The organism is Nonomuraea fuscirosea (assembly GCF_035917475.1).
Classification (GTDB): Bacteria; Actinomycetota; Actinomycetes; order Streptosporangiales; family Streptosporangiaceae; genus Nonomuraea; species Nonomuraea fuscirosea.
In genome coordinates this window covers 6,086,654-6,101,779 of sequence record NZ_CP109074.1, presented here as the reverse complement: position 1 = coordinate 6,101,779, position 15,126 = coordinate 6,086,654, and the positions used below count along the sequence as shown (strand labels likewise).

At 69.5% G+C, this 15,126-nt stretch carries 15 protein-coding genes and 1 tRNA gene; 7 read left to right on the top strand and 9 right to left on the bottom strand.

Annotation, left to right across the window (positions count from 1 at the left end):
• Nucleotides 1-29: 29 nt before the first annotated feature.
• Nucleotides 30-1,460 (top strand): pyruvate kinase, encoded by a 1,431-nt coding sequence (pyk, locus tag OIE67_RS27815; RefSeq protein ID WP_106244706.1) that lies wholly within the window; start codon nucleotides 30-32, stop codon nucleotides 1,458-1,460.
• Between the two features lie 303 nt (nucleotides 1,461-1,763).
• Here the strand turns inward: pyk and dapD are convergent, their stop codons facing one another.
• Both dapD and OIE67_RS27805 read right to left on the bottom strand, forming a co-directional pair.
• On the bottom strand, nucleotides 1,764-2,738 hold the full coding sequence (gene dapD / locus OIE67_RS27810) for a 2,3,4,5-tetrahydropyridine-2,6-dicarboxylate N-succinyltransferase (RefSeq protein WP_326625904.1): 975 nt from the start codon (nucleotides 2,736-2,738) through the stop codon (nucleotides 1,764-1,766).
• A 65-nt stretch (nucleotides 2,739-2,803) separates the two neighbouring features.
• On the bottom strand, nucleotides 2,804-3,226 hold the full coding sequence (locus OIE67_RS27805; protein WP_326625902.1) for a pyridoxamine 5'-phosphate oxidase family protein: 423 nt from the start codon (nucleotides 3,224-3,226) through the stop codon (nucleotides 2,804-2,806).
• A 184-nt stretch (nucleotides 3,227-3,410) separates the two neighbouring features.
• On the opposite strand from OIE67_RS27805, the gene OIE67_RS27800 reads away from it, so the two are divergent.
• Together OIE67_RS27800 and OIE67_RS27795 are read left to right on the top strand one after the other, a co-directional pair.
• Complete coding sequence (locus OIE67_RS27800) at nucleotides 3,411-4,394, top strand: hypothetical protein (protein ID WP_326625900.1); 984 nt, start codon at nucleotides 3,411-3,413, stop codon at nucleotides 4,392-4,394.
• A complete protein-coding gene (locus OIE67_RS27795; RefSeq protein WP_326625898.1) occupies nucleotides 4,394-4,759 on the top strand; it encodes a GntR family transcriptional regulator in 366 nt (121 codons plus the stop codon). The genes OIE67_RS27800 and OIE67_RS27795 overlap by 1 nt, the downstream gene beginning before the upstream one ends.
• 21 nt (nucleotides 4,760-4,780) lie before the next feature.
• Here the strand turns inward: OIE67_RS27795 and OIE67_RS27790 are convergent, their stop codons facing one another.
• A complete protein-coding gene (locus tag OIE67_RS27790) occupies nucleotides 4,781-5,551 on the bottom strand; it encodes a helix-turn-helix domain-containing protein (protein WP_326625896.1) in 771 nt (256 codons plus the stop codon).
• Between the two features lie 60 nt (nucleotides 5,552-5,611).
• A tRNA-Leu gene (locus tag OIE67_RS27785) sits at nucleotides 5,612-5,689 on the bottom strand.
• 116 nt (nucleotides 5,690-5,805) lie between these two features.
• On the opposite strand from OIE67_RS27785, the gene OIE67_RS27780 reads away from it, so the two are divergent.
• On the top strand, nucleotides 5,806-6,390 hold the full coding sequence (locus OIE67_RS27780; protein ID WP_326625894.1) for an ANTAR domain-containing response regulator: 585 nt from the start codon (nucleotides 5,806-5,808) through the stop codon (nucleotides 6,388-6,390).
• A gap of 33 nt (nucleotides 6,391-6,423) precedes the next feature.
• Here OIE67_RS27780 and OIE67_RS27775 read toward each other — a convergent pair whose 3' ends face one another.
• On the bottom strand, nucleotides 6,424-7,428 hold the full coding sequence (locus tag OIE67_RS27775; protein ID WP_326625892.1) for a helix-turn-helix domain-containing protein: 1,005 nt from the start codon (nucleotides 7,426-7,428) through the stop codon (nucleotides 6,424-6,426).
• Between the two features lie 180 nt (nucleotides 7,429-7,608).
• On the opposite strand from OIE67_RS27775, the gene OIE67_RS27770 reads away from it, so the two are divergent.
• Both OIE67_RS27770 and OIE67_RS27765 read left to right on the top strand, forming a co-directional pair.
• On the top strand, nucleotides 7,609-8,823 hold the full coding sequence (locus OIE67_RS27770; RefSeq protein ID WP_326625891.1) for an MFS transporter: 1,215 nt from the start codon (nucleotides 7,609-7,611) through the stop codon (nucleotides 8,821-8,823).
• A 386-nt stretch (nucleotides 8,824-9,209) separates the two neighbouring features.
• Nucleotides 9,210-10,511, top strand: a complete 1,302-nt coding sequence (locus OIE67_RS27765; RefSeq protein WP_106244718.1) for an ABC transporter substrate-binding protein — start codon at nucleotides 9,210-9,212, stop codon at nucleotides 10,509-10,511.
• On the opposite strand, the gene OIE67_RS27760 is transcribed toward OIE67_RS27765, so the two are convergent.
• Nucleotides 10,508-11,197 (bottom strand): hypothetical protein, encoded by a 690-nt coding sequence (locus tag OIE67_RS27760; RefSeq protein ID WP_326625888.1) that lies wholly within the window; start codon nucleotides 11,195-11,197, stop codon nucleotides 10,508-10,510. The genes OIE67_RS27765 and OIE67_RS27760 overlap by 4 nt on opposite strands.
• A 352-nt stretch (nucleotides 11,198-11,549) precedes the next feature.
• On the opposite strand from OIE67_RS27760, the gene OIE67_RS27755 reads away from it, so the two are divergent.
• Nucleotides 11,550-12,845 (top strand): ABC transporter substrate-binding protein, encoded by a 1,296-nt coding sequence (locus OIE67_RS27755; protein WP_326625886.1) that lies wholly within the window; start codon nucleotides 11,550-11,552, stop codon nucleotides 12,843-12,845.
• 75 nt (nucleotides 12,846-12,920) lie between these two features.
• On the opposite strand, the gene OIE67_RS27750 is transcribed toward OIE67_RS27755, so the two are convergent.
• The 3 genes from OIE67_RS27750 to OIE67_RS27740 form a co-directional block, all read right to left on the bottom strand.
• Nucleotides 12,921-13,322 carry a hypothetical protein gene (locus OIE67_RS27750; RefSeq protein ID WP_146178338.1) on the bottom strand — a complete coding sequence of 134 codons (402 nt, stop codon included), beginning with the start codon at nucleotides 13,320-13,322 and terminating at the stop codon, nucleotides 12,921-12,923.
• Nucleotides 13,323-13,411: 89 nt separating this feature from the next.
• The gene (locus tag OIE67_RS27745) at nucleotides 13,412-14,203 is read right to left on the bottom strand and encodes an ABC transporter ATP-binding protein (RefSeq protein WP_393268857.1); all 792 of its coding nucleotides are present in this window, start codon (nucleotides 14,201-14,203) and stop codon (nucleotides 13,412-13,414) included.
• The gene (locus OIE67_RS27740) at nucleotides 14,200-15,123 is read right to left on the bottom strand and encodes an ABC transporter ATP-binding protein (protein WP_245956079.1); all 924 of its coding nucleotides are present in this window, start codon (nucleotides 15,121-15,123) and stop codon (nucleotides 14,200-14,202) included. Before OIE67_RS27740 ends, OIE67_RS27745 begins: the two co-directional genes overlap by 4 nt.
• Between the last annotated feature and the right edge of the window lie 3 nt (nucleotides 15,124-15,126).

The following is a 15,126-nucleotide window of genomic DNA, read 5'->3' as shown; positions in this document are numbered from 1 at the left end:
AGTGGTCTGTACCAATTAAGGTAGGACTCGTGACTCGTCGCGCGAAAATCGTCTGCACCCTAGGCCCCGCCACCTCCAGCAAAGAACGCCTCCGCGAGCTGATCGCCGCAGGCATGGACGTGGCACGGTTCAACCTCAGCCATGGCAACCATGACATGCACAGAGAGGTCTACGACCGGGTCAGGGAGGTGGCGGCCGACCTCGGCCGCGGTGTAGGCGTGCTCGCCGACCTGCAGGGCCCCAAGATCCGTGTCGGCACGTTCGAGGAAGGCCCCGTCAGGCTGGGCTTCGGCGACGTCTTCACCATCACCACCGAAGACGTCCCCGGCGATCGCGAGCAGGTCTCCACCACCTACAAGGGGCTGCCCAACGACGTCCGCCCCGGTGACACGATCCTGGTCGACGACGGCCGTCTCGTCCTCGAAGCCACCCGCGTCGACCCCGAACGCATCGTCACCCGCGTCGTCATCGGCGGCATGATCTCCGACAACAAGGGCCTCAACCTGCCGGGCGTCAACGTCAGCGCCCCCGCCCTCACCGACAAGGACGAGGCCGACCTGCGCTGGGCCCTGCGCACCGGCTGCGACATGATCGCCCTGTCCTTCGTCCGCCGCCCGTCCGACGCCGACGTGGTGCGCAACATCATGGAGCAGGAGGCCGTCCGCCTCCCGCTGATCGCCAAGATCGAGAAGCCGCAGGCCGTCGACCGTCTCCCCGAGATCGTCGACGCCTTCGACGGCATCATGGTCGCCCGCGGCGACCTCGGCGTCGAGCTGCCGCTCGAAGAGGTCCCGATCGTGCAGCGGCGCATCATCGAGCTGTGCCGCGAGAAGGCCCACCCGGTCATCGTGGCCACCCAGATGCTCGACTCCATGATGAACGCCCCGCGCCCCACCCGCGCCGAAGCCTCCGACGTCGCCTACGCCGTCATGGACGGCGCCGACGCGGTCATGCTGTCGGGCGAGACCTCCGTCGGCAACTACCCGATCGAATCCGTCAACACGATGGACCGCATCGCCTGCGCCGCGGAGAAGTCCTTCCTGCACGCCACCCACACCCTCGAACGCATGCCCGAGACCACCGGCGGCGCCATCGCCAGGGCCGCGGCCGAGGTCGGCGCCATCGTCGGGGCCAAGGCGCTGATCGCGTTCACGATGTCGGGGGAGACGGCGCGCCGGCTGGCCCGCTACCGCTCACCGATCCCGCTGCTCGCCTTCACCTCCGCGCCGCACGTGCGCGGTCAGCTGTCGCTGACGTGGGGGGTGGAGACGTTCCACGTGCCGTTCGTGCACCACACCGACGACATGGTGCGGCAGGTGGAGGCTTCGCTGCTCTCGCTCGGACGGCTGGAGAAGGGCGACAAGGTGGTCATCGTGGCCGGCTCGCCTCCCGGCACCCCGGGCAGCACCAACGCTCTGCGCGTCCACACGATCGGCTCCGCCGTCTCGCACGCGCATTAGAGCTCGAATATTTCACGCTGCGACGTGGTCGGCCACCCGTCGTAGATCCCTGAGGGCCCTCCAGGGAAACGGCCGCTGACCCTGCACCGGCCGGCCGCCGTCACGGCGCGCCCTGTGGGCCCTCTCCGTGGTTACAGCGGCCGGTGCCGCGGTCGAGCAGGCCGTCACGTCCATGCCGGGTCGCCGGCCGGCCGTCACGCCGATGGCGAGTCGCCGGCTGGTCGTCACCCCCACGGCGAGTCGCCGGCCGCCACCCCATGGGGAGAGACGGCCGACCACAAGCCTCGTGAAGCTGAGCCGGGGTCAGTTGGCGTGCAGGGCGGCGTTCAGTTCGATGCCGCCGCCCTTGCGCGGCACCGCCTCCACCGCGCCCGACTGCGAGTTGCGCCGCAGCAGGACGCCGTTCGTGCCCGACAGCTCGGCCGCCTTCACCACCGTGCCGTCAGGCAGGGCCACCTTCGTGCCCGCCGTCACGTACAGGCCCGCCTCCACCACGCAGTCGTCGCCCAGCGAGATGCCCAGCCCCGAGTTCGCGCCCAGCAGGCAGCGCTCGCCGACCGAGATCACCTGCTTGCCGCCGCCCGACAGCGTGCCCATGATCGACGCGCCCCCGCCGACGTCGGAGTGGTCGCCGATGACCACCCCGGCCGAGACCCGGCCCTCGATCATCGCCGCGCCCAGCGTGCCCGCGTTGAAGTTCACGAACCCCTCGTGCATCACCGTGGTGCCGTCGGCCAGATGCGCGCCCAGCCGCACCCGGTCGGCGTCGGCGATCCGCACGCCCGCCGGCATCACGTAGTCGACCATGCGGGGGAACTTGTCCACCCCGTACACCGACACCGGCCCCTTCGTCCGCAGCCGCACCCGCGTGTGCTCGAAGTCCGCCACCGGGCACGGGCCGAAGTTCGTCCACACCACGTTGGCCAGCAGGCCGAACAAGCCGTCGAGGTTGACGCCGTGCGGCCGGACCAGGCGGGAGGACAGCAGGTGCAGGCGCAGCCAGACGTCATGCGTGTCCACCGGCGGCTCGGCGAGGTCGGCGATGCCGGTGCGCACCGCCACCACCTCCACGCCGCGCACCGGGTCCGGGCCGGCCAGCTCGGCCAGTTCCCCGTCCAGTTGCCCCGCCTCCTCGGCGGAGAGCCGTTCGGTGCCCTTCACGGGCGGCGCGCCCAGCTGAGGAGCGGGGAACCAGGTGTCGAGTACGGTGCCGTCGGCGGCGATGGTCGCGAGGCCGACGCCGAAGGCGCCGGTCGAGTCGGGAGCGATAGCAGTCACGGGCCCAAAACTACCGTTTCGCAGGTCAGCTCAGGGCACCCGGCAGGTCAGCGGCACATCGCAGATCAGCCCAGGGCGCCGAGGTCCGCGGAGAGCCAGCGTTCTGGACGCATCCTGAACGTCACCAGCACCTTCAGATCCGAGCCCTGCACATATCCCGACACGGCGTCGGGCGGCAGGTAGCGAGCCGAGATGCGGGTCAGCTCCTCCAGCGTCGTCGGCCCCGACCGCACGACCGGCCCCTCCACCGAGACGTACCGGTAGGTCGGGCTGGCCCGCTGCACCAGCATCGAGAACCGGCCCGCCTTCGCGATCAGCCTGGCCTTGTGCGAGTCGCCGTCGGTCAGGAACCGGATCTCGCCGCCGGGGCTGTAGTCGTACCAGACCGGCACGGTCAGCGGCGCCCGCCCCTCGCCGGACTCCACGGCCAGACCCGCGATGTGCGTCTCCGCCAGAAACGCCTCCCGCGCCGCCACGCTCAACGGCATCCCGCCCACCCCCGTATTCATCGATCTTGAAACGGCTATTCCCCCTGGGAGCGATCCCGAAAAGTCCCCACCCACGTCGGCCCGGCCGCTCCTGCTCGCAACGACCTGATGAACTCGGCCGCCACCCACCTCCGCGCCAACTGTTTGCAGTGTTATAGTCAAAAGCAAACAGTTGGAGGTCGCCATGAACCGTTCCTCCGATCTCGCGGCGCGAGGACGCCTGCGCCGCCTGACCCTGACCGCGGTTCCCCTGCTGCTGGTGGTGGCCGCACCCATGATCATGCTCAGCTGGTACGGCGAGCAGCTGCCCGACCGCGCCTACGTCGACAGCTGGGCGGCCCTGCCCCAATACGCGCCCTCCTGGGAAGGCTGGCTCTCCCAGCAGTGGTTCACGCTGGTGCTGTTCGAGGCGTCGCTCCTCTTCCCGTTCGTGTGCTACTGGCGCCTGCCCCAGCTGCAGCGCGGCGTGGTGGCCCTGGCGTTCTTCGTCGGCGGCTCCCGCGCGACAGCCGTCGTGCTCTCCGTGACCGCGCTCGCCGGGCAGGCGGGCCCGGTTCCCGCGCCACCGTGGCACCGGGCCGTGGAGATCGCCGTGACCGTCGCGGCAGCCGCACTGGGCTACCTGGCCGCGGGCCGGATCCCGGCGCCGCCCGAAGCCACCGCCGCACCACCCGCGCACGCGCCCACCATGGCACTCGCACCGACGCAGCGCGTCCTCTTCGTGACGTCGTCCTGGTCGGCCCCCAGGCTGGCCGTCGCCGCCGTGCTGGGCACGCTGACCGTGCTCAGCGTCCCCTACGGCTCCGGAACCTGGCAGGGTACGGCACTGCTGGGCGCATGGACGATCTTCGAGGTGGCGCAGGCGCGCACCCGCCTGCAGATCGACCACTCGGGCATCACCGTACGGGCCGCCTGGCTGCCTGCCCTGCACCGGACCCTGCCCTACCCCCTGATACGGTTCGCGCAGGCCAGCGCCGGACGTCCCCCAGGACGCTACCGGCTGCACGACGGCGACGAAGGCTGGGGAATCATCAGCGGGAAAGGACCGGCCCTGGTGGCGAGACTGAGCGACGACCGCCAGTTCGTCTACTCCACCCGCGCCGCCGAGACCGCTGCGGCACTCGTCAACGGATGGCTCAGCAGACAGCGCCAGGGGGAGACGGCCTGATGCTCATCAGCATCGACCCGGCCTCGCCCCAACCCCTCGCCGACCAGGTGGCCGCCTCCGTACGCGCCGCGCTGGCCGGCGGCACGGCGGCACCCGGCGACCGGCTCCCCTCAGCTCGCAACGTGGCCGCCACGCTCGGCATCAACCTGCACACCGTCCTGCGCGGCTACCAGCAACTACGCGACGAAGGCCTGGTGGAGCTGCGCCGCGGCCGGGCGGCCGTCATCACCGACAACGCCGACCGGCTCCGGCTCCGGCTCGCCGAAGCAGCCGAGGAGTTCGCCCGCGCCGCCCTCCACACCGGCGCCTCCGAAGAGGAAGCCCTGGCGGCGGCCCGCGCGGCCTGGAAAACTCTGAGCGGCTGAGCGGCGCCGGGCCTCAGACGGTCAGTATTTGGGGCCGACATGCCGATCGAGCAACTCCACGGCCTCCCGCCTGGCCACGGACAGCTCGTTGCGCTTGTTGAAGCGCCAGGCGACCCCGAGCAGGTCGAGCGCCTCGCCGCAGAGGGCGAGAATGTCGGAGGACTCGTTCTTGAACAGGTAACGGGGGTATTCGTACCAGTGGACACCGCTGGGCAGGTCGCGGCGGACGCGGTTGACGCCTCGGTAGCCGTCGGAGTGCATGAGCCCTCTGACCAGCCGTCCAGGGTGTGCTGAGACGATCTCTCGCTGCCAAGGGGCGAGCACGATCTCACGCTCGTGCTTCTTGCCGGGGCCGTGCTGGGGGAACAGATGCGGCCAGTGCTTCGAGTAGGAGTTGACGTCTTTGCAGCCCTGCTTCTGCAGCACGCGGACCCTGTTGGTCGGCCGGACGGCGCGCAGCGCGTCGACACATTCCTGGACCAGGCCCGGCCACGTGTCGGCACAGGCGATCCGCAGCGCCCAGACCTGCTTGGCGCGGTCGCCCACCCAGGAGATGCAGCCGTCACCCAGATAGAGGCCCAGGAGGTAGGCGTAGGCCTCAGGAGGCGAGGGCAGCCGAGGAGAGGCGGCACAGCGAGGGCAGGTGCCGGTCATGGTCGAGTCGTCCCCAGGCCGGTCGCGCCACCTGCGAACCGTGGCAGGGCTGACCCCGATCCGGCGGCTCGTCTCATTGACACTCAGCCCGGAGCTCAGCAGTCGGCGCGCCCGATCGCGCAGAGCGAGGTCATGCATGCGGAGAGTGTCGCAATCGGGTACGACAAAAGCCGCCCGGCCAGGAAGCCGGGCGGCTGATGGTGCCCCGGGTGGGATTCGAACCCACACTGTACGGGTTTTGAATCCGTTCCCTGCTGCCAGTTGGGGTACCGGGGCTGATATCCGGAGAAATCCAGATTCATCCGTGATGCACGGACCTGAAGTTTAGCTCAACCTGGGCCACATCGATCCGGCGTGGATCTAATCTACCGGACGTCTGTACTCTTCTGCTCGTGAGTACGCAGCGGCGAGTAGTGATCGCGGAAGACGAGGCGCTGATCCGCCTCGACCTCAAGGAGATGCTCCAGGAGGACGGCTACGTCGTCGTGGGCGAGGCCGGTGATGGTGAGCAGGCGATCCGGCTGGCCGCCGATCTGAGACCCGATCTGGTGATTCTGGACGTGAAGATGCCGGTGCTCGACGGCATCTCGGCGGCCGAGCGGATCGTGGCGGACCGGATCGCCCCGTGCCTGATCCTGACCGCGTTCTCCCAGCGTGATCTGGTGGAGCGGGCCCGTGACGCGGGGGCGATGGCTTATCTGGTGAAGCCGTTCACGAAGGCGGATCTGGTGCCGGCGATCGAGATGGCGGTCTCCAGGCATGAGGAGATGGTCGCGCTGGCGGCCGAGGTGTCGAATCTGTCGGAGCGGCTGGAGACCAGGAAGCTGGTCGAGCGGGCCAAGGGGCAGTTGATGACGCAGCACGGCTGGAGTGAGCCGCAGGCGTTCAGGTGGATTCAGAAGGCGTCGATGGATCGGCGGTTGAGCATGCGTGAGGTTGCTCAGATCGTTATAGACGACGCTGCGGAGCGGTCCTGAGGGAGTCTGCCGGCGGGGCGGGGGCGTGGATGGTCAGCGCAGAACGGCTGTGAGCAGGTCGGCGCCGAGGGCCGTGAGGTCGGGGAGGTTGACGCTGTAGCGGACGTGGCGGCCGTGCCGCTGGGTTGTGAGCAGGCCGGCGCGGCGCAGGACGGCGAGGTGGCGGGAGACCTCCGGGGGCGTGAGTTCCCAGGCGTGGGCCAGTTCGCCGGTGGTGTGCGGGCCGCGGGCCAGGGTGCGGAGGAGTCGTAGCCGTACGGGGTGGGCGAGTGCCTCCAGGCGGAGGGTGACGGTTTCCAGCGTCACTGGTTTGGGCGGGTCCGCGTCGGCCACGGGGTACTGCACGACGGGCGGCCGGCCGGGTGTGTGGATCGCCACGAGGTGCGGGCGGCCGAAGACGCTGGGCAGGAAGGTGATGCCGGTGTGCCGGGCGGTGGTGGCGTCGTCCTGGAGTTTGTCGACGATGAGGTGGTCGCCGTCCGGGGTCAGGGTGAGGGCGTCGGAGATCGACGCGAGTGCCGCTCCGATGCCGTGGCGTTGCCGCAGGTCGCGTCTCATGCGCAGGTCGGCGGCGAGTTGCGGGGCGACGCGGGTCCAGGTGGCGTCGAAGAAGGCTTCGGCGCACTGTTCGAGGGTGTGACGGATTCGGGCCCGTACGGCGGCGGGGTCGGCGAGCAGGCGTTCGGCGAAGGTCTCCTGGAGGGTGCCGCGGGCCTGGGCCAGGTTCATGGCCCGGTCGCGGGCGGTGGTGTCGGTGAGCGGTGACGGTGCGGTGAAGTGCACGCGGTTGCTGCCGCAGGTGGTGATGAGCGCGGCGGTCACGTAGGTTTCGTCGTCGATCCGGTCCACGTCGTCGAGTTCTTCGGCGAGGGTGGGCCGGGGGCGGGCGGGGACGAGGAAGTCGGCTCGTGAGGAGCGCCAGAGGAACTCCGCCTCGCGCAGCCGCTCGGCGAGTTCGGGCCGCAGCCCGGCCCAGACGTCCGCGGCCCAGCCGGCGAGCTTCGGGTGGTGCCCGGGTTCGGCCAGGACGTGCAGCATGGCGGTCAGCTCGGCCAGGGGGAGGCGGCGAACCGCAGTCGTTCGGGCGGCAGGCCGCTGATGTCGATCCGCAGCGTCATCCTCTCATCATCGCTGGTCGGACGGCCGGGGCCGGCGTCGGTTGACGGTATCGGTCAATCGTCGCGGCCGGTCCGGGCGGCTGGACGCACGGTTGACGCCATGGCAACCATCGACACTCGGGCCCTGGTCCGTGCCTCGGGAGGTCCTCGCTATGCCGTCGCCCTTGCCGTGGACGCGCTCGGCACGGGCCTGCTGCGGCCTTTTCTGCTGCTGTACGGGGTGACGGTGCTGGGGTTGTCCGCGCCGGTCGCGGGCGTCGCCATGACGGCGGGTGTCGTCGTGGGGCTGGTGTGTGTGCCGGGGGTCGGCCGGTGGCTGGACCGGGGTGCGCGCAGCACGGTCGTGGCGGCGTCGATGCTGGTACGGGTGGTGGGTGTGGTGCTGCTGGTGGCCACTCCGGCGGGGAACGTGTGGTTGTTCGCGGCGGCGGCGCTCTTCCTCGGGGTCGGCAACCAGGCGTGGCCGGCCGCCCATGCGGCTCTGGTGGCCACGGTCGCGCATGGCCGGGACCGGGATGCCGCCCTCGCGGCGGGTCGCGCGCTGCGTAACGCCGGGCTGGGCGCGGGTGCGCTGCTGGCCACCGTGTGCCTGGCGGGCGGGGCCGCCGGATCGCGGGTGTCGGCGGTCGTCACCGGGTTCGCCTATCTCGCCGCGGCGGGCTTGGCGTGGTCTGTCCGCGTACGCGCTCATCCTGCGGCCGCCATGGAGGGGAACGGCGAGCCCGCGCCCCGGATGGGCGTGCTGCTGGCCGCCAACGTGATCTACGTCTTCTGCCTCAACGTGCCGGAGATCGCGCTTCCGCTGGTCCTGGTGGCGCAGTTGCACGCTTCGCCGGTCTGGCCGGCGGCCGTCTTCGTGGCCAACACGGTCCTGGTGATCACGCTGCAGGTTCCGGTCACGGTCCTGTTGTCCCGTTTCCGCCGGCGGATCGTGCTGGCGCTCGCCGGTGTGGTGCTGGCCGTGTCCTATCTCGGTTTTCTCGTGGCCATGTCCCTGGGGCAAGGGTGGGGCGCTCCGGCCGTCGCGGTGGTGTCCGTGGTCTGCACCTTGGGCGAGATCGTCTATGCCGGCAGCGCCACCGCGCTGGTCGCGGCGCGTGCCCCGGCGCGGGTTCTGGGACGCGCTCTGGCCCGCTTCCAGCTCTCCACGGGTTTCGGCCTGGCCGTTTCCCCGGCGGTCATCACGGCGCTCGCGTCCCACGGTCCGGCCGTGCTCTGGGGCGGCCTCGCCGGTGCGACGCTGCTGTCCGCCTCGGCCGTCGCCGTCGGGACGGATCGGGAGGCCCGGGAGCGGCGCGATCATGACCGGCATTGACCAGGCCGGTCAGGACAGGATCACCGCCGTCCGGGGCAGGATGCACGCCGCCCGGGGCAGGATCCACGCCGTCCGGAGGAGGATCGACGCCGTTGGGGGCTTATGACCCGATTTTCCGAGCCGGCGCCCCAAGGCGGCATCGCGCGGTTGAGGCCGCGACTTCCGGCAATATTATCTAGATCCGGAAATTTCGGATCAGGTCATCTCAAATCGTGGAGTGTCCGTAACTCTCATGAAACATACCATTACTATGGGTGTTTAGGACATTACGAATCGGCATAAAAGCCCCAGAAGAACTCCCCACAACCGCCCAAAAGAGGCATGCTGAGCTCGGAAAACCCGGCGAAGGTGATCGTCACTTCGCTGAGATAGGGGGAGTCTCTTTCATGATGCGCATTGCTCCAGCGGGGCGCTTGCTGGCCGTCGCGGCCGCGGCGAGCCTGGCCCTGACGGCCTGTGGTGGTGGCGGCGACACGGCCGCCGAGCAGTCAGGCACCGCCGCGCCGTCCACGGCGGCCTCCTCGGCCCCGGCGGCTGCGGGCGACGGCACGCTGACCATCGGCACGGTGCTGCCCCAGACCGGTTCGCTGGCCTTCCTCGGCCCGCCCGAGTTCGCGGGGGTCGACCAGGCCGTCAAGGAGATCAACGAGGCCGGGGGCGTGCTCGGCAAGCCGGTCGAGAAGCAGCACACGGACTCCGGCGACACGACCACGAACATCGCCTCGCAGTCGGTGGACAAGCTGCTGGCGCAGAAGGCCGACGCCATCATCGGCGCCGCCTCCTCGTCGGTGTCGGAGTCGATCATCGACAAGATCACGGGCGCGGGCGTCGTGCAGTTCTCGCCGGCCAACACCTCCGACAAGTTCAGCACGATCAGCGACAACGGCCTGTACTTCCGTACGGCGCCGCCGGACAAGCTGCAGGGCCGGGTGCTGGGCGACCTGATCGCGGCCGACGGCAACGACACCATCGGCATCATGGCGATGCAGGACTCCTACGGCTCGGGCCTGGCCGACCAGGTCACCAAGACGGCCGAGGAGGCCGGCGCGAGTGTCGTGGAGCGGGTGGACTACGACCCGAAGGCGGCCGAGTTCTCCGCCGACGTCGCCAAGATCAAGGCCAAGAACCCGAAGGCGATCGTGCTGATCGGTTTCGAGGAGGGCGCCAAGGTCGTGGCGGAGCTGGTCAAGCAGGGCCTGACCGCGGACAAGCACAAGTGGTACATGGTGGACGGCAACATGTCGAACACCAACTACCTGAAGATGCCCAAGGGCACGCTCAAGGGCGTCAAGGGCACGATCCCCGGCGCCGAGGCTCCCGACGCGTTCAGGAAGAAGCTGCTGGAGCTCAACCCCGAGCTCGACGACTTCACCTACGCCGCCGAGTCGTACGACGCGACGAACCTGATCGCGCTGGCCGCGGAGGCGGCCAAGGACGACACGGGCAAGTCGATCGCGGCCAAGCTGCCGGAGGTGAGCAAGGGCGGCGAGAAGTGCAAGAGCTTCAAGGAGTGCGCCGACCTGCTGAAGGCGGGCAAGGACATCGACTACGACGGTGTCAGCGGCCCGATCGAGTTCAACGAGGCCGGTGACCCGGCCGTGGCCACGATCGGCGTCTACGAGTACGGCGACGACAACAAGTACCCCGGCAAGGCGCTGGAGTACCGTACCGGCAACATCGAGGGCTAGGAGCCGAGCCCGCAGGCGGCCATCGCGTAGGCGATGAGCCGGTCCTGCAGCGGCCTGGGCGGCGTGACGATGACCACGCGCTCCTGCCCGCCGTCGACGGCGGCCCGCACCGGGAACTGGAAGGCCTTCTTGGCCTCGGCGAACGCGTGCGGGTCGCACCGGCCGGGGGTGAGCTCGACCGGCGCCTCCAGCCGTTGCGCGCCGGCTTTCAGCAGGCCCATGGGCCTGCTGCGGGGCGTGGCGATGTAGTGGGTGGTGCCGCCCATGTCGTTCAGCGAGACCTCGCCGGGACCGCGCCTGGTGACCACGAGGCTCCCGCGCATGACCTTGCCCGACTGCTTCCAGTCCGGGCCGAACTCGATGCTGGCCGCCTGCTTGATGAGGAATTCGGAGCATTCGTCGCGCAGCAGTCTGGCCAGGAGAGGGTCGGGGTGCGGCACGTCGAAGACGACCTTGTGCGGCTGCTCGGAGCCGGTGGCGACGTGGGCCACGACGGTGGCGGGGCGGACCTCGGGCAGGGCGCCGGGGGAGCAGGTGGCGGCGCCGTACGGGATGGGCAGGTCGGTCCGCTCGGTCTTGCCGATGACGGCGCCGGCCCGTCGCGGCGGGAGGGTCCTGAAGGACTCCGTGACAAGCTGGACATCAGCGAAATAAACGGGCGTTTCACTCGTATTTCGGACAGCCACTTGAAGCGCGTGCGCCGGCTCGTCGGAACGCCATTGGGCCAAGGAGACGGATACGCCGGCGGGCGGTCCGGCCGGTGGCGGCGACGGCAGGGGAGTGGTCCCCTGGGCGGAACCGCAACCGGCGGCGAGGACGGTCAGCGCCAGGAGGGGCGTAATGCGCTTCACCTGTCGCACATTAGGCGTCCTTGCGCAGGTCCGTAAGTTGAGGAGTGATTACGACTCCGCATCCAAGTGCCGACAGTTCCCACGGGGACCTAGTTACAGTCCTTCACCATTTTGTACGTTTCCGTCATTCGATCGGGAACGCTCGGCGGTGCTGACGGATCCCGGCCTGGATTGAAGGAGACACTTCATGATCCGCATTGCTCCCGTGGGACGGGCGCTGGCTGTCGTGGCCGCCACGAGCCTCGCCCTGACAGCCTGCGGCGGTGGCGGCGGCGACACCGCCACGCAAACGTCCCAGAGCGCCGCGCCGGCATCGTCCGCGCCCGCGGCGCAGGGGGACGGCACGCTCACCCTCGGCACGCTGCTGCCCCAGACCGGTTCGCTGGCATTCCTCGGCCCGCCCGAGTTCGCGGGTGTCGACCTGGCTCTCAAGGAGATCAACGAGGCCGGCGGCGTGCTCGGCAAGCCGGTGGCCAAGTTCGACACCGACTCGGGCGACACGACGACCAACATCGCCTCGCAGTCGGTGGACAAGCTGCTGGCGCAGAAGGCCGACGCCATCATCGGCGCCGCCTCCTCGTCGGTGTCGGAGTCGGTGATCGACAAGATCACGGGCGCCGGTGTGGTGCACTTCTCGCCGGCCAACACCTCCGACAAGTTCACCACCATCGCTGACAAGGGCCTGTACTTCCGCACCTCGCCGCCGGACAAGCTGCAGGGGCGTGTGCTTGGTGACCTCGTGGTGGCCGACGGCAACGACACGGTCGGCATCATGGCGATGCAGGACTCCTACGGCACCGGCCTGGCCGACCAGGTCCAGAAGACCGTCACCGACGGCGGCGGCGAAGTGGTCGAGCGCGTCGACTACGACCCGAAGGCGGCCGACTTCTCCGCCGACGTCGCCAAGCTCAAGGCCAAGAACCCGAAGGGCATCGTGCTCATCGGGTTCGAGGAGACGGCCAAGGTCGTCCAGGAGCTGGTCAAGCAGGGCCTGCCCGCCGACAAGCACAAGTGGTACATGGTGGACGGCAACACGTCCAACACGAACTACATCAAGATGCCCAAGGGCACGCTCGACGGCGTCAAGGGCACCATCCCCGGCGCCGCGGCTCCGGAGGAGTTCCAGAAGAAGCTGCTGTCGGTCAACAAGGACCTCGAGGACTTCAGCTACGCCCCCGAGTCCTACGACGCGGCCAACCTGATCGCCCTGGCCGCCGAGGCCGCCAAGAGCGACGCGGGCGTCGACATCGCGGCGAAGCTGGCCGAGGTCAGCAAGGGCGGCGAGAAGTGCACCAGCTTCAAGGCCTGCGTCGACCTGCTGAAGGCCGGCAAGGACATCGACTACGAGGGCGTCAGCGGCCCGGTCGAGTTCAACGAGGCCGGTGACCCGGCCGTCGCCACCATCGGCATCTACCAGTACGGCGACGACAACAAGTACGCCACCAAGGCGCTGGAGTACCGCACCGGCAACATCGCCGGCTAGTCGGTCACAGGTCAGCACGGCAGGGGCCCGGTCGTCCCCGACCGGGCCCCTTTGGCGTGCGCTTCCCGCGGGGGCTCAGCGGCAGCCGGCCACGATCCGGTCCGCCGCCTGCCGGTAGCGCTTCAGCAGCGCCACCCGCCGCTCCCTGGGCACGTCGTTCTTCGACAGGCCCTCAGTGGTCGTCCTGACGGCCTCCACGGCCTCCTGGAGCGAGTCCGGCAGCCTGGGGCCGAACTCCAGCGTCGTGCCGTGCACCTCCGCCAGGCGGCCTGTCAGGGCGTCCTCGAACGTCTGCCGCTCCTCCCGGCCGGCCGGCTCCAGCATGAGGCCCGCGTACCCGATGGAGGAGACCACGCGGGCGCACGGGCTGTCGGTGGGGTCGCCGCCGGTGCTGAACTTCGCGGCCGAGGAGGCGTCGTCCTGGCACCCGACGAGCAGGACGGGCAGTATGAGCGCGACTGTCGCCAAACGTTTCACATCGCGTATTAAAAAACAGCGAAGGGGCTCCCCGGGAGGAGCCCCTTCGCCTTCTCGACCGTTTCGTTACGTACGGACGCCGCGTCCCGTCATGCCTTGGCGAGCGTCCCGAGGTAGAGCTCGATGACCTTGGGGTCGTTGGCGAGCTGCTGCCCGGTCCCGGTGTAGGCGTTGCGGCCCTGGTCGAGCACGTAGCCGCGGTGGCAGATCTGCAGGCAGCGCCGCGCGTTCTGCTCCACCATGATCACCGTTACGCCGGCCTTGTTGATCTGCTGGGCCTGGATGAACACCAGGTCCTGCAGCTTGGGCGACAGGCCCGCCGACGGCTCGTCGAGCAGCAGCACCGACGGCTCCGTCATCAGGGCCCTGGCCATGGCCACCATCTGCCGCTCACCGCCGGACAGGGAGCCGGCGCGCTGCTTGCGCCGCTCCGCGAGCGCGGGGAACAGCTCGGCCACGAACTCGAAGCGCTCCTTGAACTTCCCCGGCACCTGGTAGGCGCCCATCTCGAGGTTCTCCTCGATGGTGAGGCTGGGGAAGACGTTGTTGGTCTGCGGCACGTAGCCGACGCCGCGTGAGACCAGCGAGTGGGCCTTCATGTTCGTGATGTCCTCGCCCTTGAGCAGGACCTTGCCGCTGCGGATGTTGACCAGGCCGAACATGGCCTTGAGCAGGGTCGACTTGCCGGCGCCGTTGGGGCCGATGATGCCGATCAGCTCGGCCTGCTTCACGTACAGGTCGGAGCCGTTGAGGATGTTGACGCCCGGCAGGTAGCCGGCGATCAGCTCGTCGCAGCGCAGCACCGCGTCCTCGGCCCCGGCCAGGTGGGCGGAGCGGTCGGTGATGGCCGCCTTCGACTCGGCCGGCTCTTCGGCGTTCACTTCTGCGTCTCCTCCTCGATTTCGGCCTCCAGAGCCGCCTCGGCCTCATGCAGCTGAGACTCCAGCTCGGTGTCCGACAGCGGAGCGTCGTGGTGGGCGCCCAGGTAGGCGTCGATCACGCGCTCGTCCGACATGATCGTCGAGGGCGGGCCCTCGGCGATGACGGTGCCCTGGGCCATGACGATCACCCAGTCGCTGATGTCGCGGACCATGTCCATGTCGTGCTCCACGAACAGCACCGTCATGCCCTGCTCGCGCAGGTCCTTGACGTGGCCGAGCAGCGACTGCGTCAGGGCCGGGTTGACGCCCGCCATGGGCTCGTCGAGCATGACGAGCTCGGGCTCGACCATGAGCGCGCGGGCCATCTCCAGCAGCTTGCGCTGGCCGCCGGACAGCGACCCGGCGAAGTCCTCGCGCTTGGCGTCCAGCTTGAAGCGGACGAGCAGTTCCTCGGCCCGCTCGGTGATCTCGTCCTCCTGGCCGCGCCAGAAGGCGGGGATCATGGCCCGCCAGAAGCTCTCGCCCTTCTGCTTCTGGGCGCCCAGGCGCATGTTCTCCAGCACCGTCAGGCGCGACAGCGCCTTGGTGAGCTGGAACGTGCGCACCATGCCGTTCCTGGCGACCTTGTGCGCGGGGACGCCGTTCATGGCCCGGCCGTTGAACGTCCACGCGCCGGCGTCGGCCGTGTCGAAGCCGGTGAGCTGGTTGAAGAAGGTGGTCTTGCCCGCCCCGTTGGGACCGATCAGCGCGGTGATGGAGCCCCGCTGGATCTCGACGTGGTCCACGTCGACGGCGGTCAGGCCGCCGAAGCGGCGCACGACCTTGTCCACCACGAGGATGGGGTCGGGCTTGGGCACGCCCGGCTCGCGCGGCATGTCCTTGAACGCGGCCAGCGCGGACGCCTTCCGGCTGGTGGTCATCGT